The sequence below is a fragment of the Alicyclobacillus hesperidum genome (assembly GCF_900107035.1).
GTDB classification, from domain to species: Bacteria; Bacillota; Bacilli; order Alicyclobacillales; family Alicyclobacillaceae; genus Alicyclobacillus; species Alicyclobacillus hesperidum.
This window is the reverse complement of sequence record NZ_FNOJ01000026.1, coordinates 1-26,096: the sequence shown is the minus strand read 5'-3', so window position 1 is coordinate 26,096 and position 26,096 is coordinate 1. Positions and strand designations below refer to the sequence as shown.

The following is a 26,096-nucleotide window of genomic DNA, read 5'->3' as shown; positions in this document are numbered from 1 at the left end:
TAAGCATCATACCACATCGAGGCTTGTGAGATGCCCAGTAACTTGTGTTTGCATGCGTGAGACTTCGAATTTGCGAGCGATCCCCGCGCCGTTAACCTACCATTCATGGATTTTCGCACATACGAGCGTGCGTTTTTCATTACCGGAAGAACCGCGTGACCAATTCAACATTCGCCCCGGAGATACATTGCGTGTACATCTAGATGGGGACAGCTTTCGCGTGGTCAAGGCATGCGACCCGTTGAGGTTCTTGCACGGAACGCCCTTGAACAGCATCGGAAGGGCGAACTGGTCAATCATGAACAACCCCTAAAAGATCTAGCTCTCGATTGAACATGAACAACATGCAAGAGCAGTGTCGTACTGCATATAACGCACCAGCCCAGAGAATTGTCCTATTCCCCGTATGTCCGACATAGATTCGTGTGGAGGATACTCTGTTTTTGGGGGAGACATGATGGGACTCGTAACTACGGCGTTTCTCGCAGGGCACGGTAAACTTCCAGTCGGTTCGGCGGCCAAGACAGCATTTGATACACTCGCGGTTGTCGTCGAGATCGAAACGCGCCGTGGCGTCATTTTGAAAGCGGAGTGTACGTTAGCGACGCAACTTGGCCGGGACTTTGTTTGCGGCTTGTTACGCGGGTGGTCGTTGGACGATGGAGTGGAACCGATGATCCAACAGGTCAAATTGCATTATCACGGTGCTGCGAAAGCGGCTATCATTGCTGCCTTAAAGGATCTGGAGGCTGAATACGCACGCCAGGTTGATGCGTGAGGTCATATTTGTGCAAGACGAGCGTAGTATGGAAGTATCCATTTCAAAAGCGATGCGAGACTGTCATGTTTGAGTTGCTCAATTCTCCGTTGGGCAAGGAATCAAAGATGCACCAGTCGGTCTGAAGGCCGGGGTGCATCTTTTTGTTTTGCGCGCACTGGTTACTGGGAGGTGACCGATCTATGACAGCTTCTGTTGCCTGTGATGTGCTCGTTGTCGGCGGTGGCAATGCCGCCATGGCGGCTGCCTTGTCCGCGTGCGATCACTGTGCAAGCGTGATCGTCATTGAGCGAGCACCTAAATTCTACCGGGGTGGCAACAGCAGGCACACGCGAGATTTCCGCATCATGCATGAGAAACCTACTGAGCACATGCTGGCTACCTATTCTCCAGACGAGTTTCTCGACGACTTGCGACGCGTGGCGGGCGGTGAGATGGACGAAGGATTAGCGCGCTTGGTGGTCGAGCGTTCGGAGGCTTTGCCAGCATGGCTGTCTCAGCAAGGCGTGCGCTGGCAGGAACCTCTGGCTGGCACACTCCATCTGGCGCGTACCAACATGTTCATGCTGGGCGGTGGTCGGGCCATGATGAATGCCTACTATCGTACAGCGGAAAAAAAGCGCATTGCGATTTGGTATGACGCAATGCTTGAGGACATCGATATAGCTGGGAACGTGTTTGGCTCAGCGCAGGTGCGAAAAAATGGCGAAGTTGTACGGATCCGCGCTTGCGCTGTCGTATTTGCGGCAGGCGGATACGAGGCGAACATCTCGTGGTTGCGGCAGCATTGGGGGGATGCGGCCGATAACTTCATTATCCGCGGAACAGCTTACAACCAAGGCAACACGATCGATTTGTTGCTGTCCGCTGGCGCAGAGCCGGTTGGGCATCCACAGGCGTTTCACGCGGTTGCGGTCGACGGGCGGGCGCCCAAATTTGATGGCGGTATCGTAACCAGATTGGACAGTGTGCCATTTGGTATTGTCGTCAACCAGCGTGGCGAGCGGTTTTATGACGAGGGCGAGGACTTTTGGCCAAAGCGGTATGCCATCTGGGGAGGGCTCATCGCGCGACAGCCGGGTCAAGTGGCCTACTCCATCATCGACAGCAAGGTCGTCGACAAGTTTATGCCGTCTGTCTTTCCACCTATCGTGGCCTCTTCGGTGGCGGATCTCGCCATACGGCTGGGATTGGATGCATCGCGCGTGCAGCAGACGGTCGACACATACAATGCGGCGGTGCAGCCAGGCACGTTTCGTCCGGGCGATCTCGATGACTGTCGTACGGTGGGCGTGGAGCCGTGCAAATCTCATTGGGCGCAGCGGATCGATACGCCGCCGTTTTATGCCTATCCGTTACGGGCGGGCATCACGTTCACGTATCGCGGCGTGCGCATAGGACCCGACGCGCGTGTGCAGCTTGCCGGTGGAGGGGCCATGGAAAACGCGTTTGCGGCGGGAGAGATGGTGGCAGGCAACGTTTTGCGCCGCGGTTACTTGGCGGGCTTTGGTCTGACGATGGGTGCGGTTGTAGGGCGGATCGCAGGGGAGGGAGCAGCACGTGTCGCAAGGTGAACTGATGGAGGAAGGTAAGCGGCAAATGCGCGTGTGCAACGCTTGTCGCTATTGCGAAGGATTTTGCGCGGTATGGCGCGCCATTGAGTGGCGCCGCGACTATCGGGACGCCGATCTCGCTTACTTTGCAAACCTTTGTCACGATTGTAAGGAATGTGTCTTTGCCTGCCCTTTCGCGCCGCCGCATGAATTTGGCATCAATCCGCCGCGCTTGTTCGCCGCACTGCGCCAGGCGTCCTATCGCAAATATGTGTGGCCGGGACCGTTCGCCCGGGTATTCCAAGGTGGCTGGGGCTTTATGTGGGCTGTCATTGGGGCCTGTATCCTGTTTTCTGTGATTTCCCTTGTGACACAAGGAAGGGTCTTTGGCGCTGAGGGCGGATTGTTTTACACAGTTTTGTCGGAAGCGGTGCTCGAAGCAGTATTTGGAGCCTTGGCTTTATGGCTGGTCTGCGGCTGGGGACTTGGGGCATGGCGATTCTGGCGCGACATACGCACGCTCGACTCGAGCGCCGTACAGGTGCGCGATATTCTGCAGGCCGTGCGGTATGCGCTGTCCTTGCGCCATCTTGGTGGCACTAAGGACGAACCTCTATCGCGATGGCGAAAGTGGTTTCATCATGGTGTCTTTTATGGATTCCTGCTCGATTTCGCATCGACGTGCCTAGCGGCATACGAATCGCATATCCTGCACAAGCAAGCCCCTTATCCTGTCGCGAGTCCCGTCGTTTTGCTAGGCATTATCGGTGGCGTGGGCTTGCTTGTTGGATGCGCCGGATTGCTGTATGTCAAGCTAGGTGTGAATCGGGATACGGTTGACGAGGGAGCGTATCAGTCTGGGCGAGCCTTTCTGTGGTCCATGCTACTCGTGGCTGCCAGTGGACTTTTGTTGCTCCTCTTGCGCAAAACTTCGGTCATGGGCCCGGTACTGGTCATCCATCTCAGTTTCGTGGCGGCTCTCTTTTTTACCGCGCCATATTCGAAGTTTGGTCACTTCATTTATCGCTGTCTGGCGCTGGTGCGGTACGCAGAAGAAGAGCGGATGCACCGCTTGTCTGGCCATTGACACAGTGACATCGCCGCATTATGGTAAGGGTAATCAAATAACAGACTGCTGTTTCGTGTCGAGTCGCCAGACATCCTCTGGCGAAGTATCGCGTGAAGCCCAGCATGGTCCGACATTCGGATTGTGCTGGGCTTTTTGTGCGCAAAGGGGGCGATGATCATGGCGTTGTGTACGATTCCGTGTGCCATTTACCGCGGGGGTACGAGCAAAGGGATCATGGTGCGCGGGCGCGATTTGCCTGCCGATCCGACTGAGCGTGACCGCATTCTGCTCCGTCTGTTTGGCAGTCCCGATCCGAGGCAGATCGACGGGTTGGGTGGGGCGACGCCGACCACAAGCAAGTTGGCTATCGTCGAAGCTTCTTCGCGATTGGACGCGGACGTCGACTACACCTTTGGCCAGGTCAGTATCGACGAGCCGTACATCGATTATCGTCCTAATTGCGGCAACATCTCCTCTGCTGTGGGGCCGTTTGCGGTCAACAGTGGGCTGGTAGACGTCCAGCGCGACGGCATTGCCACGGTGCGCATTTACAACACGAATACCGATGCCCTTATTGTGGCGCATTTTGCCGTGAAGGACGGACGTTTTGCTCCGGGGGGCGATACCAGCATCGCAGGGGTGCCGGGAACGGGCTCGCCCATTTATCTCGACTTCTTCCGCATTGGGGGCGGGGTCAGTGGCAGCCTGTTGCCGACGGGGCGGCGAGTCGACGAGGTGGTGATTAAGGATGGGCGCCGGTTTCGCGTGACCGTCATCGACGCTGGCAATTTGACTGTGCTAATGGATGCAGAGGAACTGGGGCTGCTTGGCAGCGAAGTGAGGGAGGTCGACATGAAGCACGCTTGGCCGACCATCGAATGGGTTCGGCAGCAGGTAGGGCGGATGTTGGGGCTCTACGACGAGCACGAGATCGTCAATCCGACAACCCATGCGTTACCTAAGATTGCGCTCGTGCACACACCGGTTGCCTACCAAACAACCAGTGGCTCGGCAGTGGAAGCCTGTGCATACGACATTTCGGCGCGTGTCCTCACCATGGGGCGGCTGCATCCCACATATGCTGTAACAGGCGCCATTGCGCTGGCTGTCGCGTGCAAACTGCCAGGCACGGTGGCACATGACCATGTGAGCGAACTTGGGAAAGCGCCTGGGATGATCCGCATTGGCCATCCGGCAGGCATCTTGGAAGTGGGTGCCGAGGTTGAAGATGACACCGTTCCAAGGGTGACAAAGGTGACACTTATGCGCACTGCGCGTCCGCTGATCGCGGGTATGGCGTGGATCTGAAGGGTGGTGAGGCGCAGGCAAAACGGTTATGACGGTATTGGTGTATGCGCTTTCAATAATCAGGGCTGGGAGGGAAGACGATGTCATCGACGGCTTCCATTGGCGCGCGCCTCGAGAGGTTGCCTATTTCGTCGTTTCACCGGTATGTGATCTGGGTGCTCGCGTTTGCCTTTTTCTTTGAATTGGGCGACATCAACACATTGTCGTATACGGCACCTGCCATCGAAAAAGCGTGGAATTTGCAGCTTTCCGCGATTGGAAACGTGACCTCTGCGACGTTTCTTGGCATGTTTCTAGGCGCGTCGGTCATCGGGTATGTGTCGGATCGGATTGGGCGCAAGCGCAGTCTGATTTTTACAATCCTGATTTATTCCATCTTTTCGCTGTTGAATGCGTTTGCCATGAGTATGACCATGTTGTTTGTCACGAGGCTGGTCACAGGATTCGGACTTTCGGCTATGACGGTGGTGGGCATCACCTATATCAGCGAAGTCTTTCCAGCCAAGAAGCGCGGTACGTATCAAGGTCTCATCATGACGATTGGCCTGTGCGGAATTCCCATTACGGCCTACGTCGCGCGTTTTTTGGTACCCGTCGCACCATGGGGTTGGCGGTTTGTGTACATTTGGGGAGCGCTCGGATTCATCTTCGCCATTCTCGCTGGCCGGATGTATGAATCTCCGCGTTGGTACGAGAACAGAGGCCGTCTCGCCGACGCCAACAGCGTGATGACCGCCATTGAACGTCAAGTCGAGATCGAAAAAGGTCCGTTGCCTAATCCTGTCGAACGAGTGGAGCCGGCGGTCAGTCAGCGCGGCTATGGCGAGTTGTTCAGCGGAAAATACCTTGGTCGCACCTTGGTTCTGCTCGTCGTCTGGATTTTGCAGACGCTCGGTTTTTACGGATTCATGTCTTGGGTGCCGACGCTGCTCGTGGCTCACGGCTTTTCTCTGGTTCATTCGCTTGCTTGGTCTTCGGCAATGTCCATTGGCGCCGTACCGGGCGCATTTATCGCATATCTGCTTTCGGATCGGCTGGACCGGAAATGGCTCGTCGTGATTTTTGCGATCGCGATTTCCATCTGTGGCCTGTTGTACGGCCTGACGTTTAAGACTGCCATCATCATTGTCTTTGGTTTCTTAGTTGCAATGTTTCTGCAGACATTTGCGCCACTGTTGTACGCATATACGCCTGAATTGTATCCAACCGAAGTTCGCAACTCCGGTGCTGGCTTGGTTTATGGCGTTGGCCGCCTGGCCAACGTGTTTGGGCCGATGATTGTGGTCGCCATTTACAACCACTACGGGTACCAGAGTGTGTTCATCTACATCGCGGCGGCATGGATTTTATTGGCCATTATCACGGCTTGGTTCGGGCCGCGGACAAAAGGACGGATGCTCGAAATTCTCAACTCGGCCGAAGCGTCAGAAGTAGGGAACCAGATGTGATAGGTGCAGCAGAACGATGGGGACACAGGGTCGGGAGCGACCCTGTGTCTTGTATCCCCATCAGTAGCCGGCGCCAGTTGCTCCATAGGCTGGGACAAGGAGGAAGAACAAGACGAAAATAATGAGGAACACCACTGCCCAGCGCGTGTAGCCACCGAATGTTCCACCGTCGTACATGGATTTCACCCCCTGGTTGCAAAGATGTGACAGTGTATTCGACTCGTCTGTGAACCCGCAATGACAGATTGGCATGGCGTGTCCGCCTTGTGGGCGGATGGTATCACGTGTTGCGCCAGCAACGGACGCCGTTTTGGGGCGGTTGCCGACAACCCACGCCCGGGTCATACATACCTTAAGGCAACCAGACCTACTGCCGGTAACAGAAAAGCAGGAAGCAGGGGGAGACACGCATATGGAATCCAAGGCGCTGAAAATTTTTCGGCGAAAAATGGCCAATCCGCTTCATTGGCGCAAGGCGAATCAGGTATTTCTTCGTTATTCAGAAACCGATCTCCAAAGTCTTGAACGTACGAAACACCTCATTTCGACACTGGCCGCCGAATTGGATGTTCCTCTTTCACCGGAAGAAAAAACAGAGGCAGCCAAATGGCTGCGCGCGCAAGGCATCAATCCCCAAAGTCGCATGGATAGAATGATGATTTGGAAGAGGGCAAAGTGAGCTTTGCCGTTTTCTTATGTTTAAGCGTCTTGGACCGTCGAACCATCGCCAATGGTTGGTTGCCACCAAGGCAAGCTGAATGTGCGCTGGCGATGTTGTTCCTCCTGTAGGTAACGTTCTCGCAGTTTCAGGAGCTGCTGCACAGAGACAAAGCCTATCGGTTGCTGCTCATCGTTGATGCGAACCCACTCCAGATCCTCTTGAATCATAAAGTCTAGGACGCGCTTTACGGGTAAGTCGGCAGCCATTTCGACGACGCGTCCCATACACGCGCCAATCGTGCGGCTGGGGTCGCGTTTGGCACTGTGCAAGATGGCCGTACTTTGCATCGCCCCAACGAAATGATTGGACGTGTCGACAAGCTCAATCCAAGTTGGCATCTCTGTTTGGCTTTCGAGAATGAGCTTGGCGACATGTCTGACGGGAGCCTGAACAGACACTTTGACGTCCGATCTCGACACGATCTCGCGAACCAAGTGCATCTCCAGCGGATCGACACTGTATTCGCGTGTCAGATGTAGCCCACGGCGAGCAATCCGTTCGGTCAAAATTGAGCGGCGCAAAACGAAGGCGGATGTGCCAGTGGCGATGCACGATGTGATTAAAAGGGGCAATAGAGCGCCGAAATCGTGCGTTAATTCGATGGGAAAGATCACGCTCGTAAACGGCGTGCGCGTAACGCCCGAAAAAACGGCCGACATGCCAAGTAGGGCCCATAATCCAGGGTGTGGCGCGTGCATGACAACGCCCAATGCTTCCCCTAAGCACCCACCAATCAGCAAGATGGGTGCCAGAATGCCACCGGAAGTGCCGGAGCCAAGCGCAATGACCCAAATGAGAGCCTTGACGACAAGGAGGATGAGTACGGTATGAAGCGATAACTGCGTGTTGAGTACTGCCGCGATGGTATCGTAGCCAACTCCGAGTGCGCGTGGAGAGACAATGCCGCCTAAGCCAATGGCCATTGCGCCGAGCGCGGGCCACCACATCCAGTGCACTGGCAACTTGCGAAACAAGTCTTCCATACCGTAAATGGACCGCGTTAAGACGATAGCGGCGAGACTTCCCACAAACCCGAGTCCTACAGACGCGCCATAGCCGATATACGGTATGGTATGTAGGGAGGGAACAGGGAAGATTGGACCGGGCCCAATCCAGGCGATGCGAATGACGTCGGCAACCGAACTGGCCAGTGCAATCGGGACAAGACTGCGTGGCTTAAATTCAAACACAAGCAGTTCGACGGCGAAGAGGACGGCCGAAACGGGGGCGGAAAACGTTGCAGACATGCCACCCGCAGCACCGGCAACAAGCAGAATGCGACGTTCAATAGACGACGTGTGCAGCCATTGACCCAGCAGGGAGCCAAACGATCCACCAGTCATGATAATCGGACCTTCCGCACCAAACGGTCCGCCTGAACCGATGGAAATAGCGGCGGATATCGGCTTCCAAAAGGCTACTTTTGGCTGCACTTTGCTACCGTTGACCAGCATCGCTTCAATGGCTTCCGGAATGCCGTGACCCCGAATTTTTTCGCTGCCAAAGCGAGCGATGAAGCCGATGGCAAGAGCCCCGATAATGGGTGGCAGCAGCGTGAAGACGCCTAAGTGATTGTCTGTGGGCGTTACATATTGAAACGACAGGCGATGAAAGAATGCTATATTGGTGACAAGGTAGATGGCTTTCAACAGCGCGATCGCAATAACTGCGCAGGCGGCACCGACGAGCACCGCAGCGCCAGACAGTCGGACAATCTGTCCGTTGGTCGTGAAGTCGCCGGCTCGCGTGGTGTGACCTTGCATGACGGACAGGGCTCCTTTCAAAGTTTGTGATAGACACGGGATAGCTCATGGTGTGCGTAGGCACAGGTACATTTTATATCGTGCTACGATGAAAAATGCAACGGATGGGGGGATAGTATGAACCGAGTTCCATCTAAACAGGAGTACGTGCAATTGGCGGAATTCCGTTATCGGCTGCGCAAATTTATGCATTTCAGCGAGGAAGCGGCGCGATCGGTAGGCATCACGCCGCAACAGCATCAGTTACTTCTGGCGGTGGCTGGGTTTCCTGAACGGGACTTTGCGACGCCGACCGAGTTGGCGGAAAGGTTACAACTGCGCCACCACAGTTGCCTCGGGTTGATCCAGAGGTGCGAACAACTGGGCTTGGTGGAACGGGAAAGGAATCCGGCGGATAAGCGCAGCGTTCTGATACACCTTACGCCTGCCGGCAAGCAGTTGCTTGATAAACTGACAGTCTTGCACCTTAGCGAACTAGGGCGTTTGGGCTTGTCTCACCGCAACTTTTTAGAGAAAGATCCGACACAGTTCGACCAAAGCCACACTTCGCGAGGCCATCGGTCGTAAGGTTGCTTATGCTTCGGGGCTATGGACGTGCTTGCGTACGAACAGATACGCGATGGCGATCACGGCCGCTATCCCTAGGCAGGCGAAGAACCCTAACCGCTGGCTCTTTTCGACGAGCGCATAGCCTGCCATGACCACGATCAAAGCCATGGTCACGTAGGTGCCGACCGGCTGTCCGAAGGCCAATTTCGAAATCGGCTTATCTTTGTTTTTACGTTTCCATGCAAGTAAGGTCAACAACATGATGAACCAGTTGAAAAACGTGAGAAAGCTGGAGGCGCTAATGAGAAACGTGTAGACGGTGGATGGTAAAACGTAAGACAAGGCGATGCAGATGGCGACGCCCACTGTCGTGAAAGCAAGTGCGCCATAGGCGACCGCGCGCTTGCCAAAGGTGCGTTTGACAAAGGCTGGGGCTTCGCGGTACCGTCCTAGGCTCACAAGTATCTGGTTTGCCGAAAAGACAGATCCAGCCATGACGCTGAACGATGCGATTAGGATGACGGCGTTGAGGATACTGGCCAGTGTATGCAAATGTGCGGCCATCAGCGCTTGGACGAACGGGCTGGCCGTCGTACTCACGGTACGATAGGGAAGCGTCAACAACAGCGCCGCGATCGACAGTATGTACAGGCCCGTCAGGATGGTCACGACAGCGATGCCGCCGCGATCGAGATGCTTGGGCTCTTTCAATTCGATGGCCGCCGTTCCAAAGACGCCGATTCCAGCAAAGCAGAAGATGACAATCAACATGGACTGGGCCAGTCCGGTGAAGCCGTTTGGAAAAAGTGACGCAGATGGTCCAGAGATCATACGGCCCATAGTTGCCGGATGGGCGCCGAACAGGACGATGGTGATGGTGACGATGAAGCCCACAAGCGCGGCGATCTTCACAACACTCATCACAGACTCGACAAGGCCAAAGTTTTGCACCCCAAACGCGTTGATGGCGAGGACGATAAGCGCAAAAGCCGCCGCCAACATCCAGACCGGCACGCCAGGCAACCAAAGGCGGGCGAAAACTGCGGATGCCACCGCTTCGCTGGCAATGGTCAAAATGCTTGTGATGTAGTAGGTCCACCCTTGCATATAGCCGGTGAATTTGCCAAGGTACGCGTCCGCATACGTTTTGAACGCGCCAGGCGAAGGATGATCCAAAGCGAGTGTGTTTAAGGCGCCGACCGTTTGCGCCGTGATCGCTCCTCCTATCGCAAATGCCAAAAGCACCGCGGGTCCTGCCATGCGGATGGGCTGTCCGGAGCCGAGAAAGTATCCTGCGCCAATAATGCCGCCGACCCCCACCAAAATTAACTCAAATAGAGACATGCTGTGCTTGATCTGCACCCGCGTGCCAACTCTTTGATCCCGCCCTATTCTCCCGACGGTTCTTGACTTCATCAAAATTCCATCCACCTCCTGTTGATATTCGATGGTAGTGTCTGAAGGATCATGTATTCCTATCCGCATGATCTCCGGAGGTCACAGCCTGAATTTCCCCGATCTGAACAGGTGCCGACAAGCCGCCAGTCCCGCTATGAATACGAATATGTATCGCAATACTGCATAAGGTCGGGGGCATGGCCATGAAGATGGCGTATCCAAGAATAGGGTGCGAAGACGTCGATGCAGCGGTGAAAGCCGCGTGCGTCCAACTTTTGCAGCATCAAGGTGCGGATGGGGCGTGGACCGACTGCTTTGATACAGGCATGATGCCCAATGCACAAACGGTGATTTCCCTTTACCTGATTGGTTATCGCGATGTCACATGGACTGCGCCGCTCGTTGGGGCCATTCGTAAGCATCAGCGAGAGGACGGATCATGGGGATTGTTTCCTGGCGATGCTGGCGATCTGTCGACGACGGTCGAATGCTTCTATGCCCTTGAACTCATGAAGGCTTGGGCGCTCGACGATGCGCCGCGGGTCCGTGCCAAAGCGTGGATTGCCCGCCATGGCGGTGTGCGCAGGTGTCGCAACCTCACGAAAATGTTTCTCGCCGTTGGCGGAGAGATTCCGTGGTCCTGGCTGCCCAGTCCTTGGTTGTACACCCTCATGTTCATGAAAGGCTCGCCTTTTTCCATCGAAGACATCGCTACTTTCACACGCGTGCACGTTCCAGCGATGTTGGTCCTGTCGTTGTATCGCTATCGATCGCGCTATGCTGCATGTGTTTTGCGGGAACTCGTGAATTGCGACGAACGGGAATGGGGCGATGAGCGCCCGAGCCCAATGCGCACAAAGCTTGCCTCGTGGTGCGCAGAACGCTGTCTTGAATTCTTGCGCACGCATATGGGCCAAGATGGAACCTTGGCCGGTTATCACTCGTCGACATGGCTTAGTCTATTTGCTCTGCACGCACTCGGCATAGACTTTGATGCGCCCATCATCCGCTGCGCGATCGCATCCATGCGACAAAATCTCGTGGTCGAGGAACATAGCGGATATGTACACCAACAAACGACAAACGCTCATATTTGGAATACAGCCTTGGCATGTCGCGTGTTGCTCGATGCAGGCATACCGGAATCCCATCCGCAATTGCAAAAGGCCAAGTCGTACTTGCTGGCGAAACAGCAGGTGGAACGAACAACGGGTAGGCCAGATGGCGGCTGGGGGTTTTCGAGTAACAACGAAAACCATCCAGATTGCGACGATACGGTCGCATGCTTAGACGCTCTACGTGGGTTTATGCAGTCATCTTCCACCCCCATCAACAAAGGTGTGTCCTTTCTTTTATCCATGCAAAATCGCGACGGTGGGTGGTCGGCTTTTGAACACAACTGCGACAAACGTTGGCTTGAGCGACTGCCGGCAAACGATATGCACCGCGCCATGTGCGATCCCTCCACAGCGGACATCACGGGGCGGGTCGTCGCCTTTCTCCTGCGTCGGCGCGTGTTAAATTCGACGGATTCCTCTATAAAGAGGGCGATTTCTTGGTTGCAAGCCAATCAACTTCGCGACGGCAGTTGGTATGGAAGATGGGGAACGACCTATCTGTATGGCACTTGGTGCGCGGTGCAAGCGCTCGTTGCAGCAAACCTGCCAGCGTCAAGTCCCAGCCTCATGCGTGCACTGCGCTGGCTATTGTCCGTGCAGAGAGCAGACGGGAGCTTTGGCGAACTCTGCGAAAGTGACATGCTCGGGCGATATAGCTCGGCCTTTACAGGTCAACCCACACAAACGGCCTGGGGATTGGATACGTTGCTTCACCTTTACGATTGCACAGCCGACACAGCCGTCAAATCCGCCATTTACAGATCCGCGTCCATGGCGGTGGATTGGTTGCTCGATCACCGAACGGCGGACGGATGGTTTGATACCTGTCCGAACGGATCCGCATTTCCAGGGGCGCTGTATATCACCTATCACATTTATCCGAAGGTGTGGCCCACGTCGGCGCTGTTGCATTTTCAGCGTTCTATAGAGGGCAAAAACTTCCGAGAAGGGGGGTGAACATCATGGGGTTGCACCCAAGGTTATTACCAATCTTCCGCTCCAAAATTGCCAATCCACTCAACTGGCGGCGCGTACATCGCGTGCTGATGTCGTATCGTCGAGAAGACCTTGCGAATCCAGCAGGAGCAGGCGCTTTGGTCGACCATTTGGCGACCGTTCTCGCTGTGCCGATCACGCCGGCGGAACGCGCCGGTGCTGTCAACTGGCTGATGGCGCAACGCATCGATCCGCGCAATCCACTGCATCAGATGCGCATGTGGAACGTCGTTTATGGTATGTAAACAAAACGAGCAGGCGGAACTTTTCGTTCCACTCTAGATCTCCGTCGATCCGCTTCTCGTAATGGCTCTTGTACGGTTTTAGCAGTGCCACGTCGACAAGCACGATCAGAAAGACGATGGCCCAGACCTCTGTGGCAAGTTTCCCAATTTGGCTCTCAGAGTCTGCTGTTGCGCTCATGTATCGCAATTTAGACTGATTCCCACAGTTCCGCTTAGCAAAACTCGATCCCCATCAGGAGCACGACGACACGTGAAATCGGTGCAGAAGCGGCGGCTTAGGTCGCCGCTTCTTGTGCGATTGCTTGTAGCCAAAGGTGGCGGTAACGAATAGCCGGCGCATCAGACGGTACATGTGCTTCTTCTTTTAATTTTGGCGGCAGCACAGGCCGCAGGCTCTCTACAATCATTTGATCCTGATGCATGACAAACTGTGTGTGCTCCAGATGAAACACGTCCAGAAAGTCGGAGTCGCTGTCAAAGTTGCGTCCAATTTGTCCCCAAATGACGGTCGTTTCAGCATCTATTGGAGTAAACGTCAAATAGGTGGACATCCGTCGCTCAAGGCCAATAGGCGTCCGAATGATCCACTGGTTTGGAAACCACATTTCGATTTCCGTCCGGAGGTCGTTGTCGTCTGCCAAGCGATCGGGATTTGGCGGTTCCATCGGATGAGTGAAGGGGCGTGGGTAAATTCGAATATTCTTTTCATGCATGACATATTCTGGTCCGTCGACAATGGGCGACACGTCTTCACCTGTCGTTTCAGGATGTACGAACGGCAAGTGGGAGATGTCTAACACGCTCTCTGCAACGCGGCACATGTTGGCTTTCCACACGGTGTGAAACGATAGCCAATGCCAGGTTGGATCAGACAATTCGGGTGCGGCGGCTGGGCCTGGTATAGATGCGGCGCAATCCGGCGCAGCCAGCGAGACCCAAACCAAACCGGCTGCCTTGCGGGCAGTAAATGTTTGCAAGCGGGCGGAACGCGGGATGGACCCGCCCTTATGGTTTGCTGGTATGTGCCTACACACGCCATCTTTGTCAAATTTCCACCCGTGATACGGGCACGTAAGGAGATTGTCCACGATAGAGCCGAGAGATAAATCACACCCACGATGTGGGCAGTATGCGTGTACGGCCCGAAGATGGCCCGTTTGGTCCATGAACACGACGAGATCGCGATTGAGGAGCCGCACTTTCGTCGGCCTCGCGCTGACTTCGTCCACGGTCAGCACGGCATACCAGGCGTTGCGGATCAAGAGATGTCACCTCCAACGGATTTATTTCACTGTATGTCGATTGATTGCAAGGCTATAGGTGACAAACACCCGGGAAGATGGAGAAAAAGCGGATTTTTCGCCCGATTCAGGGACAACCAAATGTATCCATGCTATACTGACCGTGAACCCGTCGCACTCTCTAGACTCTCGCTCGAATTGGAGATGATGTGTATGGATCAGCAGGTATTCGTGTCAAACACAGGAACGCAGGCAGGCAGCCACTTTGTCCCGTTACCTGGGCATGTCCGGCCGCTCGCGGCTGGCGCGACGGATGTCGGGCCAGCGGATCCCGACGAGCGCGTATCCGTTACACTCGTATTGCGGCGGCGTTCGCCTGAGCAACTGGAAGCGACGATTGAGTCATTGCAATCGTTGCCGCCCAGCCAACGCAGGCATCTCACACACGACGAGTTTGCTGTCCGCCACGGCGCCGATGCGCAGGATATCGAGAAGGTGCGGGCATTCGCCGATGCGCACGGGCTGGTGCTGGAGAAGGTGCACCTCGCAGCTGGCACGGCATTGCTTACGGGCCGAGTAGCCGATGTGAATCAAGCGTTTCGGATCGATCTTCGCACGTATCAACACCCCGGGTTCTCGTATCGGGGGCACAGCGGCGATGTACATGTGCCGATGGACATCGCTGACGTGGTGACGGCGGTACTTGGTCTCGATACACGGCCGCAAGCGGTTCCGCACTTCCGAATTCGGCGACAACCTGAGGGGGCGGCGGCGATGCGCGCCACAGCAACTGAACAGGTTGCCTACACGCCGCCACAGGTTGCAGCGGCCTATGCCTTTCCGGAAAACGTCGATTGTACGGGGCAGTGTATCGGCATCATTGAGCTTGGAGGTGGGTATTCAGATCAAAGTATTGGCGAGTATTTCGCGTCACTTGGTATGGCGCCGCCACCTCTTGTTGCGGTAGGAGTCGATGGAGCCGTCAACCAACCGACCGGAGATCCGAATGGCCCGGACGGCGAAGTCGAGCTCGATATCGAGGTTGCCGGCGCCGTCGCTCCAGGTGCAAAGCTCGCTGTTTATTTTGCGCCAAATACGGACGCTGGGTTTTTGAACGCGATCACGACGGCTATTCACGATACGACGAACAAACCTACGGTGATTTCTATCAGTTGGGGCGGTCCTGAGAACGGTTGGGCGGCGGCCTCTATCCAGGCGATGAATCGGGCCTTGCAGGACGCGGCCGCGCTTGGTGTGACCGTGTGTGTCGCGGCCGGGGACAGCGGATCCACAGATGGCGAGAACGACGGTTTGTACCATGTTGATTTTCCCGCATCGTCACCCTATGCCTTGGCTTGCGGGGGGACGCGTTTGGTAGTGGAAAACGGTCAGATTGCGAGTGAGACCGTCTGGAACGACGGCGCACAAGGTGGCAGTACTGGGGGCGGCGTGAGTAGCGTATTTGCGCTTCCTAGCTGGCAGAAAAACGCACAGGTGCCACCGTCTGCAAACCCTGGAGGCACGGTTGGACGCGGTGTGCCCGACGTCGCGGGGGATGCTGACCCTGCGACAGGCTACGAGGTATTGGTAGACGGCGAAACTGCGGCCATTGGTGGGACGAGTGCCGTGGCACCCTTGTGGGCGGGGCTGGTCACCATTGCAAACAAGACCATCGGTCAGCCTGTGGGTTATCTCAACCCAGTGCTATATAGCTTGCCAAAAGCGGCGCAGGCATTTCGCGATATTACGCAGGGCAACAACGATATTGCCGGCACAGGGGATGTCTATGCGGCGGGGCCCGGTTGGGATCCGTGCACGGGCCTTGGCAGTCCGATTGCCAATCGACTCATTGCAGCATTGCAGCAGCAAGGTGGAGGTCAGGCGTGATCGCAGAGGCTTCTGTCTAGCTGTGCAATTGCGAAAATAATAAGGCAGTGATATAGTAGCCCCACAACTTGATATGCTCGCTTGGTTTCACTACGACGGTGAATGAAAAGGGAATCCGGTGCGAATCCGGAACGGTCCCGCCGCGGTGAGGAACGACGCTGTTGACGTTGCGGCTAATCGGCCGCAAGCCACTCGCTTGGTTGCGGGGAAGGCGGTGCGACAGCGGATGACATCCGAGTCCGAAGACCTGCCAGGCGAAGCAGCTCTGTGTATCCCACGTGGGTTTGGGATTGGGGCAGGAACGAAGCAGGATGGATTGCTTGGCCGGTGTGTTGACGTCGGCTGCAACGCTTGCCTATATATCCAGTCTCCATGCACCCCCGCTTCCCGTGTGGAAGCGGGGGGTTTTTGATTCCGCTCGCGCTCGGGAGTTTGGCACCAAATCATCTGGGGAGGCGACACGACTTTGGCGATTGCAGCAACACTAGGATTTCCGCGCATGGGCCCGCGCCGCGAACTCAAGCGGGCACTCGAATCGTTTTGGCAAGGCAAGTCGACGGAGGCAGAACTGGGCACAGTGGCTGCCGACATCAGGCGCCTGCGCTGGCGACTGCAGAAGGAGGCGGGCATCGACTGGATCCCATCCAACGATTTTTCGCTTTACGATCACGTTCTCGACATGGCTGTTTTATTCGATGCGGTGCCTGACCGCTTTCGTGGGCTACCAGACGGCTCGCTCGCGCAGTATTTTGCTATGGCGCGCGGTGCTGAGGGCGTGGCAGCGCTTGAGATGACCAAGTGGTTTGACACGAATTATCATTACCTCGTGCCTGAATTCTCAGCGCAACAACACTTTAGCCTGCGAGCCAATAAACCGTTGGCCGAGTATTTGGAAGCGCGGCAATTGGGCATCGAGACCGTGCCGGTGCTCTTAGGCCCTGTCTCGTTTTTGCGCCTTGGCAAGGTGCGCGGACAAAATGTGGATCCCTTGTCTCTGATTACCCAACTATTACCTGCTTATGGCGAGCTTCTGAACGCTCTACACGATGCCGGGGTACAGTGGGTGCAAATCGACGAGCCCTGTCTGGTTCTGGATCTGACGGATACCGAGCGGTCAAGCTTGCACGAGGCGTATACGTACCTTGCGGCGCAGTCGGTGCCCAAGATGATGCTCACCACGTATTTTGGTTCCATCGCTGACAATCTGGAGACGGCTTTGGCACTACCGGTACAGGGTCTGCACCTGGATCTCGTTCGTGCACCGCAGCAGTTGGCAGACCTGGCGCGCCATGGCTGGCCAGAAGAGAAACGGCTGTCTGTCGGCGTGATCGACGGTCGCAATATATGGCGGGCCGATCTGCACGAGTCTCTGGTGCTCGTTGAGCAGGCCGTTTCTATCGCCGGGCTGGAGCAGGTTCACGTCGCGCCGTCGTGTTCCCTGTTACACGCGCCGTGGGATGTGGAATTGGAAAGCGACATGGAACCAGAGGTGAGGTCGTGGCTGGCATTTGCCGTGCAAAAGTTGTCTGAGTTGCGTGTGCTTAAGCGCGGGGCGAACGACGGTAAGGATGCGGTTGCGGAGCATTTGGCTCTGAGTCGTGAGGCGCGCAGGGCACGGACGACGTCTCCACGCTTCTACAATCCGGCTGTCGCCACACGTATGGCGCAGTTGAGCGGTTTGCGATTGGCACGCGCATCGTCGTTTGCACAGCGCAAGTCCAAACAACAGGAGCGCCTGCAGTTGCCACCATTTCCGACGACGACCATCGGCTCGTTCCCGCAAACGCAATCTGTGCGCGACACGCGGGCGAAGTGGCGCAAGGGGCAAATTTCAGATGCGGAATACGAGTTGTTCTTGCAAGGCGAGATTATGCGTTGGATGGTCATTCAAGAAAAACTTGGCGTAGATGTGCTTGTGCACGGCGAGTTTGAGCGTACCGATATGGTGGAGTACTTTGGTGAAAAGCTGGACGGGTTTTTGTTTACGCGGCACGGTTGGGTGCAGAGTTATGGATCGCGCTGTGTGAAACCTCCTATTATCGTCGGCGACGTGGCGCGCCCCGAGCCGATGACCGTCCGTTGGACGAGTTATGCGCAATCGCTGACGGAGCGGCCTGTCAAGGGGATGTTGACCGGTCCTGTCACGATCCTGCAGTGGTCGTTCGTCCGCGACGATTTGCCGCGCCATGAGGTATGTCGCCAGATTGCACTCGCCATTCGCGATGAAGTGCTGGATCTGGAGGCGGCAGGGATTCGTGTCATTCAGATTGACGAACCAGCTTTGCGTGAAGGCTTGCCCTTGCGGCGGGCAGACTGGGACGCCTACCTGGAGTGGGCAGTCGAATGTTTTCGCATCGCGGCAAGTGGTGTGAAAGACGAGACGCAAATCCATACCCATATGTGTTACGCCGAGTTTCATGACATCATGCCTGCCATTCAAGCCATGGATGCCGATGTCATTTCGATTGAAACGTCGAGATCGCACATGGAATTGTTACAGGCGTTTGAAGCCTTTCAGTACACAAACGACATCGGGCCCGGCGTCTATGACATTCACAGCCCGCGCGTTCCCGATGTTCAGGACATGGTCGGATTGTTGCGCAAGGCGGCCAGCGTGATCGATCCGGCGCAGCTCTGGGTCAATCCGGATTGTGGCTTGAAGACCCGTGGCGAGGCAGAGACGCTGGCGGCTTTGCAGGCGATGGTTATGGCGGCGCGACAATTGCGTCAAGAGCCTGTGACGTGCGCTACGAGCATCTCTTGAAAATGTGTTGCGGCCGTGGTCAAGGCGCGTTGTTTTGACCAGATCACGGCCGTGTCGGTCTCGATGGTCGGTTCGATCACGCCGTAGCGCAAAGCACCTTCTGGCCGCAGACGCACGGCCAGTGCAGGGACGATGGCGACGCCGATGCCTGCTTCGGTTAAGGTCAAGAGCGTCGCCACATCCGGGCTCTCGCAGATGACGTTCGGGTGGACTCCCTGTGCCTGACACATCTCGATGAACATCTCATAAATGCCCCTGCCGCCATGGCTGTGTAAAATGAGCAGCGGTTTGTCGGCGAACTCTGACAATCCGATGCGGCGCTCGTGCCAGGCTCCCCAGCCTGGTGGGTGCACAGCGACCAAGGGTTCCGTATGCAAGTGTATGATCTCAACGTCGGAGAGCACTGGCAGGCGCGTGATGCCAAGTTCAATAACCCCTGTTCGCAGCCATTCTTCCACTTGATATGAATCGCCTTCCCACAATTCAAACGTCACCTGCGGATAGCGAGCTTGAAACTTACGCATGGTGTCAGGCAGATACGACACACAGGACATCACCGTGCCAACTGTAAGTTTGCCACGCACGCCAGCGCCAAGTTCCTTGACTTCGTTGACCATGCTGTCTACCGAGCGCAAAATCTCCTGCGCGCGCCGATACAGGGCCCAACCTGCTTGAGTCGGTTCAACCTTGCCGCGATTTCGCGCAAGCAGTTGAATCCCAAGTTCTCGCTCCAACGCCTGTAGCTGCAGGCTAAGTGGAGGCTGTGCCATATGGAGTCGCTGGGCCGCTCTTGTAATCTGTCCTTCTTCGACAATCGCGACAAAGTACTGGAGCTTTTTCAGATCCACCACATCGCCACCATACATAAAATATATGTGTTTTATTTGTAATGTATATTTTACATATACGCAAACCTCGATGTAAGTTGATTCTTGGTCTCCTGTTGAGAGCAGAACTGCTGACAGACGAGGTGAGGTTGTTTGTTTCGCAATGTCATAGGGTTGCCAGAGGCTTTGTCGCTAGGGAGTTTTACGAATGGCCTGATCGCTTGGCTATTTGGGGCCACGGGTCCGTTATTGATTGTGCTCCAGGCCGCAGCACAAGGTCATTTACAGGAAACAGAAACGACTTCCTGGATTTTTGGCATTTACGTGATTCCGGGTTGTTTGACGCTTTTACAGGCGTTGTTGTTTCGTCAACCGATCGGCTTTGCGTTTTCGATCCCGGGAGCGGTGCTCGTCGGGCAGACGCTTGCACATCACTCCTTTTCCGAGGTCATTGGCGCTTATTTGATCACGGGCGCCGTCATTTTCATCCTTGGCATCACAGGTGTGGTCGATCGGCTTATGCGCGTATTGCCTATGCCGGTCATGATGGGGATGGTGTCTGGCGTTTTACTTCCGTTTGGGGTTGGTTTATTTCAAGCGGTTCGCACAGAGCCGTTGGTCAACGGCGTGCCACTTCTGGTGTTCATGGTCTTTCACTTAACGCCGCGCTTGGCAAAGAAATTCCCACCTATATTGGCAGCCATCCTCGCTACCGCGCTGACACTTGTCGTTGCGCGTCAGGTGCATTTTGCGGGAGCCCCCGTTTCGCTGGCGAAGCCGCATCTTTACCTGCCCGCGTGGAACGGAGGAGCCATCTCTCAACTCGTGCTGCCGCTTGTGCTTACAGTGGTTGCTATTCAAAATGCACAAGGCATTGCCGTGCTACAAAGCGAGGGTTATCAGCCGCCGGTCAATAGCATGACGCGTTGGAGTGGCATTGGTTCCATCATCAATGGATTGTTTGGCGCACATACCGCGTGCGTCGCGGGGCCCATGACCGCGTTGTTGACGGGGGAAGAATCGGGGGATCCGGATCAGAAATACAGTGCCGCCGTTGTTCTGGGCATCCTATCCATTGTGTTTGGCCTGTTTGCGCCGATTGCGGCCTCGATACCGCACGCCGTCCCGCAGTCGACGATCTCAATGCTCGGCGGGATCGCCATGATCAGTGTCCTGACGGACGCACTCAAAATGAGCTTTGGCGGTGGTTTCAAGAAGAGTGCATTGTTTTCATTCTTAATCACGGTTTCCGGCGTGAGCGTTTTGCATATCGGTTCTCCATTCTGGGGGCTGGTAGGCGGCGTGTGCGCCTCCTATGTGCTAGACCGGGACGATCACGCTACATTAGCACAGCGTGCGCCCGTGGATGTTTCTCAGTGACGTTTCAGTTTTACCCTGTGAGCGCGCTATAATGAGACGATTGTCGTCTTACGTGGTTTCGTTCCCGCAGGGAGGGTCATGGCATTGAATCACGATATGGGACTGGCGCGAGACGGGCTTGCGCTCTCCGTACTCGATCTCGCGCCTATCGTCGAAGGGGCTTCAGCCGCCGATGCGCTTCGCAACAGTCTCGATCTCGCTCGCCGTGCAGAAGACCTTGGCTACCGCCGTTATTGGGTGGCCGAACATCACAGCATGCCGGGGATTGCGAGTTCGGCGACCTCCGTCGTCATCGCTCACATCGCGGGTGGAACGAAGCACATACGCGTCGGATCGGGCGGCATCATGCTACCGAATCACGCACCGCTCGTCGTGGCCGAGCAATTCGGCACGCTGGCGTCATTGTATCCAGGCCGGATCGATCTTGGCCTTGGTCGTGCGCCAGGCACCGATACGCCGACGATTCGCGCGTTGCGGCGCACACCGGATCGGCACGGGGCGGATTTCCCAGATTTGTTGGCTGAGCTGAGGGCGTTCTTCCATCCGCCCGCTGGTGAACCGCGGTCCGTGCACGCCGTGCCTGGGGAAGGCATCGACATACCAATTTGGCTCCTTGGCTCGAGCGATTTCAGTGCGCGACTGGCCGCTGAATTGGGACTGCCATTCGCCTATGCGAGTCATTTTGCACCGGACTACCTGTTTGTTGCCCTTGACGTCTACCGAACGCACTTTCAGCCGTCAGAATGGCTATCCGAACCTTATGCAATGGTTGGGGCTGCGGTTGTCGCGGCTTTGACCGACGAAGAAGCTGAATATCTGGCAACCTCGTCGCAGTTGCAACAATTAAGTCTCTTGCGCGGGCGTCCGGGACAATTGAAGCCGCCGGTGGACAACATCGAGGACTGGTGCACGCCAATGGAATGGCAGGCCATCCAAACGCGAAGTCGCCTTGCGGTAGTAGGGGGACCGGATACGGTTCGGCGCAAGCTTGAGGCTTTTCGCGATGCGACTAAGGCTGATGAAATCATCATCACAACGCAAATTTACGATCACGCCGCGCGTGTTCGCTCGTACGAGATTGTGGCGGAAGTGATGCGAAAGTAAGACCCAGGAGGCGGATCCATGACGGATTCCGCCTTTTTCTTTTCAGTTATAGAAGGTGCGTATATGGACACGGTTGGCGGACGTAATTCGGAAGTTGAAAGTCGTTGTGATAGTGGCTGTGAAAAATGTGTGTGGTAGCTGGCGACAAGGGAGGAATCAGCCAACTCCAGTCACCTGTAACTCGTCGACCCGCATCGACTTCTGTCCGTTCAAAGTACGCAAATTGCCGTGCTGCTGTGTGGTGATCGACAATTGTAACTCCTGTTTCGCGGAACGAGTGAATGACGGCAAGATTTAATTCTACAAGTGCCTTGTCTTTCCACAAAGTGGCGTCTGAGGTTCGTGATAGTCCCATAACATCAGCCACTGCAGGAAGCATGTTGTAGCGTTTCGCATCCGCTAAATTCCGCGCTCCGATTTCCGTTCCCATGTACCAGCCGTTAAACGGTGCCGCGCTATACCGTATTCCGCCAATCAGGAGGGCCATATCGCTGATGATAGGCACCGCATACCACCGCATGCCTAATTTTGAAATGTCGCGAATCGATGGGTGATGAATTGGAACTTCCAAAATGGATGACGGCGGGATGCTAAACCACTGAACGCGGTTTCCAACTTGGACAACGATGGGCAGGACATCGTAGGCGCCCTGGCTGCCGGTCCATCCTAATCTTTGGCAGACGCGAGTGAACGGTACCGAATGTGGATCGCCAACAATACCATTCGAGCCTGTTTCATATCCGGCGTATCGAATCAATTGATGATTCCAAATGCGCACATCGTCGTTGGCGGTAGATGCCCGGAAAACCGTTATGGTCGGTTTAATTTTTCCATTGTTTGTGGCGTACTCAATATGTTTGAGCAAGGAACGATACACAGTTTCAGGTGTATCGGCTGTTCTTGCATCGATAACCGTTAGCGATTTCCAGAATAGACGACCAATACACCGATTGCTATTGCGCCATGCCATGCGTGCGCCATGTTCCAATTCTTCAAACGTGTGGCGATAGGTTCCGGTAAAACGGAGTTCAGATGCAATTTGTTCAAGGCGCAATGCCTGATCCGCCTTGGATTTGCCCAATTCAGTGTAACATTGTTCGATAAAGGTGCGAGCTTCTGCAAAAAGATTGTACGGAGAGTGCATGGCGAACCTCTTTGAATTGATTTTTACGTTAACCGTACCATATCGGCACCGCTACGAAAAATCGCCATGACAACACAAGAGCGAATGACTAGGTCATTCGCTCGTAGCGAAATACCTTATTTTTTCTTAGAGGCCTTGCTGTTTAACGACTTCGCCTTGGTTGTTTTGCTTACCGCCTTTTTATGGACGGTTGTTTTCTTGCTCGTTGTGCTTTTCTTGCTCACCGTGACTTTTTTCTTCGAGCTCACTTTGCCAGGCTTCACCTTGCTAGCTGCTGTCGTCTTCTTCTTAGCCGCATGCGTAGCTACATGCGTTGTGGTAGCATGCGCATCTTTCGATGTACCAGCGAACGCGATGGATGGCGCTGCAAATAAAGTGATGGTTGCCAAGGTTGTTAAAAGTATCTTCTTCACCCGAATCCCACCCTTGATACTAGATTTGGCTAACTACTGGCCATATGAGGAATATAGGGCAAGGTTCTTAAAAAAGCTTCAAACACCTCATTGTGTTCGTAGGAATGGAATTTTGCGCACAGTGCTAAAAACGTGGAACGTCTCATTCCTTTGGCATGTCATGACGGTGCTTGGGCACCCTAAACGAGGAAATTGCCATCAAGGGGGTTGATCCGCATGACCAAGCGTCCACGTAGTCAAAATGTCCAAACGGCGTTAACGGATGCTTCGAATTCGCTCAACAAAGCAGAAAACGCCGTTAAACAAGCAGTTTCATATCCAAACGATACCTTGGTGGACCAGGCCGAAAACGCCTTGGATAGAGCGCAGAACGCTATCGATGTCACGTTGGAATCCGAGAACCAAATTGCGGTGAAGCGGTTGACTGACCATTATCAGGTGGCTGCGCAAAAGCTTGATGAAGTGAAAGAAGAACTTGAAAGGTAAGGGTAAGGTCGGCGACGAACCCATGGGGTCCGGTTCCTGTCGCCTGACCTCTGTCAAACTTCGGATGGGTAGGCAGGATCCGGTTCATGTGCAGGCGTGGCACGCGTGTATGAATCGATCCGCCTGTATTCACGAGAGCCGTACAGCAGTGAAAATACGACCGACATCCCGATACCACATCCAAACAACAACGCTGGTGCCGGCACGCGTTGTTGAAGGATCCATGAGGATAAGCTGTAGCTGATGGGGGTAAATCCATTTGCAACAAGCATAAACACGGACATTGTTCGCCCAAGTTTATCGCCTGGTACGAATTCTTGTAAAAATGCGAGAAACGGTATATTCACCATGCTAATGGCGGCACCGATGCCGCCCATATCGAGCACTCCACCAACCCGGGCAGGGATGTAGCCGAGCAAGGCGATAAGCAATCCCATGACCACGCCACAGGCGCCAATCCACAAAAGTCTGCCACGAAATCCTTTTAAAGCGGACACCCATACCCCACCCAGAACAGCACCGATGCCAAGTGCGGCTTCGTACACGCCAAAGGTGGTGCCGGTCCAACCGCGAGATCGAATGAGCACGGGAATACCGATGTTAAGTGGACCTGTGCACAACAGGTTGATACATAGGCTCAAGGACATGACGATGAGTAGCAGCCGAATACTCACGACATAGCGCAAGCCTTCGCGAATATCTCGAAGCATGGACGAGGTTCTTGTATTTTCGCGTTTTTTCTGCGCGTCGCCTTGTGGCAGTACCGCTCGCAAGCGCAACGCCGTCACGACCAACGAGGCACAGGCGAAAAAAGCACCAATCGTGACGAAAATCAGCCCATAGCGGTGCATGGACAGCAATGCGGCGGCAAGCAGGGGGCCAAGCACGGTACAAGACTGCTGAACAGTTTGTAGAATGCTCGTCGCACGGGGCACGAACGGCTCGGCTACTGCAGCTTGGATCACCGAACCACTTGCAGGATAGTAAAACGAGTCGATCACGCCAAACAGGGTTGCCATCGTCTCAATCATCCACAGACTTGGATGGGCATTGCCTGTGACAAGGCGAAGGGCAAAGAGGAACAAGACGACTGCGCGCAACGACAGCGAGATCGACATGATGAGTTTGCGGCTGACGCGATCCGCAATGGCACCGCCGACCAGCATGAACACGATTCTAGGTATCGCAGCGAAGGTCATGGTGGTACCCAGGGCTAATTGCGAGCCAGTGACACTTAAGACAAACCAGCCGAGAATCGTGAAATAGGCATTGTCTCCCATCACGGAGAACAACGAACCAATCAGCAGTATCCAGAAATTTCGCAAACGGAAGACACCAGGTTTGCCCTGCGGCATAAATGCCCACCCTCGCCCCATAGAGTATTTTGGCTATATCATAGGCACCTACGCTGGGTCAGTCAATGATTTCCTTTGTAACCTTGTTGCGATTCTTTTACCAAAGGCTTGTGCGACTTATGCCGTTGGGTTGGATCAGGGTGTGGAGGGCATGCAGCGGAATCACGAATGAGGAAAGCCGGGCGCAACGGCCCGGCATGCGTTTGTAGTACGCCCAGCATGGGCGGAATCTTTAGGGTGTAAGTCCCGAACGGGGGTTGGCGACATACCTACCGTTAGCCAAGAGCAAGGGTGTCCACCGTGAGGTGGAATCTGAAGGAAGCTGGAGGCAAACCCTCGACCTGAGGTACACGAATCGCATTTGAGGCTGTCATAGTTGGACGAGTTGCCTACACACAACGAAGTCCTAAGTCGCCAAGAGCTACGGCAGTAAACTGCGGCAGGTACGTGAGGGGAAAGAGTCCGTTCTTATCTGGGGAGACCTGTCTGCGCGCTAGCAAGGCTAGTAACCGTCATCGAGAGGTGACGCTGAACAGGCAGGGGTCAGCA

21 protein-coding genes and 1 riboswitch are annotated in these 26,096 nt (G+C 55.1%); of the genes, 14 read left to right on the top strand and 7 right to left on the bottom strand.

Going from position 1 to position 26,096, the window contains the following annotated elements:
* Positions 1-457: 457 nt before the first annotated feature.
* The 6 genes from BLU70_RS13365 (at position 458) to BLU70_RS13340 (ending at position 6,835) form a co-directional block, all read left to right on the top strand.
* Positions 458-778, top strand: a complete 321-nt coding sequence (locus BLU70_RS13365; RefSeq protein WP_040289159.1) for a DUF3870 domain-containing protein — start codon at positions 458-460, stop codon at positions 776-778.
* Positions 779-960: 182 nt separating this feature from the next.
* A complete protein-coding gene (gene tcuA / locus BLU70_RS13360; RefSeq protein WP_074693785.1) occupies positions 961-2,352 on the top strand; it encodes an FAD-dependent tricarballylate dehydrogenase TcuA in 1,392 nt (463 codons plus the stop codon).
* Positions 2,339-3,418, top strand: a complete 1,080-nt coding sequence (gene tcuB / locus BLU70_RS13355) for a tricarballylate utilization 4Fe-4S protein TcuB (protein ID WP_244885222.1) — start codon at positions 2,339-2,341, stop codon at positions 3,416-3,418. The genes tcuA and tcuB overlap by 14 nt, the downstream gene beginning before the upstream one ends.
* A gap of 159 nt (positions 3,419-3,577) precedes the next feature.
* Positions 3,578-4,708 carry a 2-methylaconitate cis-trans isomerase PrpF family protein gene (locus tag BLU70_RS13350; protein ID WP_176780919.1) on the top strand — a complete coding sequence of 377 codons (1,131 nt, stop codon included), beginning with the start codon at positions 3,578-3,580 and terminating at the stop codon, positions 4,706-4,708.
* Positions 4,709-4,788: 80 nt separating this feature from the next.
* Positions 4,789-6,156: an MFS transporter gene (locus BLU70_RS13345; protein WP_074693783.1), complete on the top strand. Its 1,368-nt coding sequence runs from the start codon at positions 4,789-4,791 to the stop codon at positions 6,154-6,156.
* 412 nt (positions 6,157-6,568) lie between these two features.
* Positions 6,569-6,835 carry a hypothetical protein gene (locus BLU70_RS13340; RefSeq protein WP_074693782.1) on the top strand — a complete coding sequence of 89 codons (267 nt, stop codon included), beginning with the start codon at positions 6,569-6,571 and terminating at the stop codon, positions 6,833-6,835.
* A 20-nt stretch (positions 6,836-6,855) separates the two neighbouring features.
* On the opposite strand, the gene BLU70_RS13335 is transcribed toward BLU70_RS13340, so the two are convergent.
* Positions 6,856-8,640, bottom strand: a complete 1,785-nt coding sequence (locus BLU70_RS13335; RefSeq protein ID WP_244885221.1) for a chloride channel protein — start codon at positions 8,638-8,640, stop codon at positions 6,856-6,858.
* A gap of 117 nt (positions 8,641-8,757) precedes the next feature.
* On the opposite strand from BLU70_RS13335, the gene BLU70_RS13330 reads away from it, so the two are divergent.
* The gene (locus BLU70_RS13330) at positions 8,758-9,207 is read left to right on the top strand and encodes a MarR family winged helix-turn-helix transcriptional regulator (protein ID WP_058095011.1); all 450 of its coding nucleotides are present in this window, start codon (positions 8,758-8,760) and stop codon (positions 9,205-9,207) included.
* A gap of 6 nt (positions 9,208-9,213) precedes the next feature.
* On the opposite strand, the gene BLU70_RS13325 is transcribed toward BLU70_RS13330, so the two are convergent.
* Complete coding sequence (locus tag BLU70_RS13325) at positions 9,214-10,605, bottom strand: amino acid permease (RefSeq protein ID WP_244885223.1); 1,392 nt, start codon at positions 10,603-10,605, stop codon at positions 9,214-9,216.
* Between the two features lie 185 nt (positions 10,606-10,790).
* Here BLU70_RS13325 and BLU70_RS13320 point away from each other — a divergent pair, with 185 nt between their 5' ends.
* A complete protein-coding gene (locus tag BLU70_RS13320) occupies positions 10,791-12,662 on the top strand; it encodes a prenyltransferase/squalene oxidase repeat-containing protein (protein ID WP_074693779.1) in 1,872 nt (623 codons plus the stop codon).
* Positions 12,663-12,667: 5 nt separating this feature from the next.
* On the top strand, positions 12,668-12,946 hold the full coding sequence (locus BLU70_RS13315; RefSeq protein ID WP_040289169.1) for a hypothetical protein: 279 nt from the start codon (positions 12,668-12,670) through the stop codon (positions 12,944-12,946).
* A 275-nt stretch (positions 12,947-13,221) separates the two neighbouring features.
* Here BLU70_RS13315 and BLU70_RS13310 read toward each other — a convergent pair whose 3' ends face one another.
* Positions 13,222-14,208 (bottom strand): aromatic ring-hydroxylating oxygenase subunit alpha, encoded by a 987-nt coding sequence (locus BLU70_RS13310; RefSeq protein WP_040289170.1) that lies wholly within the window; start codon positions 14,206-14,208, stop codon positions 13,222-13,224.
* Between the two features lie 192 nt (positions 14,209-14,400).
* Here BLU70_RS13310 and BLU70_RS13305 point away from each other — a divergent pair, with 192 nt between their 5' ends.
* The gene (locus BLU70_RS13305; protein ID WP_100218617.1) at positions 14,401-16,074 is read left to right on the top strand and encodes a S53 family peptidase; all 1,674 of its coding nucleotides are present in this window, start codon (positions 14,401-14,403) and stop codon (positions 16,072-16,074) included.
* A gap of 66 nt (positions 16,075-16,140) precedes the next feature.
* Positions 16,141-16,343: riboswitch (cobalamin riboswitch) on the top strand.
* Between the two features lie 197 nt (positions 16,344-16,540).
* A complete protein-coding gene (gene metE, locus BLU70_RS13300) occupies positions 16,541-18,838 on the top strand; it encodes a 5-methyltetrahydropteroyltriglutamate--homocysteine S-methyltransferase (RefSeq protein ID WP_006446584.1) in 2,298 nt (765 codons plus the stop codon).
* Here metE and BLU70_RS13295 read toward each other — a convergent pair.
* On the bottom strand, positions 18,802-19,686 hold the full coding sequence (locus tag BLU70_RS13295; protein ID WP_074693778.1) for a LysR family transcriptional regulator: 885 nt from the start codon (positions 19,684-19,686) through the stop codon (positions 18,802-18,804). The two genes, metE and BLU70_RS13295, sit on opposite strands and share 37 nt — an antisense overlap.
* A gap of 132 nt (positions 19,687-19,818) precedes the next feature.
* On the opposite strand from BLU70_RS13295, the gene BLU70_RS13290 reads away from it, so the two are divergent.
* Together BLU70_RS13290 and BLU70_RS13285 are read left to right on the top strand one after the other, a co-directional pair.
* Positions 19,819-21,045 carry a benzoate/H(+) symporter BenE family transporter gene (locus BLU70_RS13290; protein WP_074693777.1) on the top strand — a complete coding sequence of 409 codons (1,227 nt, stop codon included), beginning with the start codon at positions 19,819-19,821 and terminating at the stop codon, positions 21,043-21,045.
* 78 nt (positions 21,046-21,123) lie between these two features.
* On the top strand, positions 21,124-22,149 hold the full coding sequence (locus tag BLU70_RS13285) for an LLM class flavin-dependent oxidoreductase (RefSeq protein ID WP_006446588.1): 1,026 nt from the start codon (positions 21,124-21,126) through the stop codon (positions 22,147-22,149).
* Positions 22,150-22,195: 46 nt separating this feature from the next.
* On the opposite strand, the gene BLU70_RS13280 is transcribed toward BLU70_RS13285, so the two are convergent.
* Both BLU70_RS13280 and BLU70_RS13275 read right to left on the bottom strand, forming a co-directional pair.
* The gene (locus tag BLU70_RS13280) at positions 22,196-23,293 is read right to left on the bottom strand and encodes a nitric oxide synthase oxygenase (RefSeq protein ID WP_006446589.1); all 1,098 of its coding nucleotides are present in this window, start codon (positions 23,291-23,293) and stop codon (positions 22,196-22,198) included.
* Between the two features lie 116 nt (positions 23,294-23,409).
* Positions 23,410-23,706: a hypothetical protein gene (locus BLU70_RS13275; RefSeq protein ID WP_006446590.1), complete on the bottom strand. Its 297-nt coding sequence runs from the start codon at positions 23,704-23,706 to the stop codon at positions 23,410-23,412.
* Positions 23,707-23,922: 216 nt separating this feature from the next.
* Between BLU70_RS13275 and BLU70_RS13270 the strand changes: the two genes are divergently transcribed.
* Positions 23,923-24,192: a hypothetical protein gene (locus BLU70_RS13270; RefSeq protein WP_040289173.1), complete on the top strand. Its 270-nt coding sequence runs from the start codon at positions 23,923-23,925 to the stop codon at positions 24,190-24,192.
* A gap of 53 nt (positions 24,193-24,245) precedes the next feature.
* On the opposite strand, the gene BLU70_RS13265 is transcribed toward BLU70_RS13270, so the two are convergent.
* The gene (locus BLU70_RS13265; RefSeq protein ID WP_244885220.1) at positions 24,246-25,547 is read right to left on the bottom strand and encodes an MFS transporter; all 1,302 of its coding nucleotides are present in this window, start codon (positions 25,545-25,547) and stop codon (positions 24,246-24,248) included.
* Between the last annotated feature and the right edge of the window lie 549 nt (positions 25,548-26,096).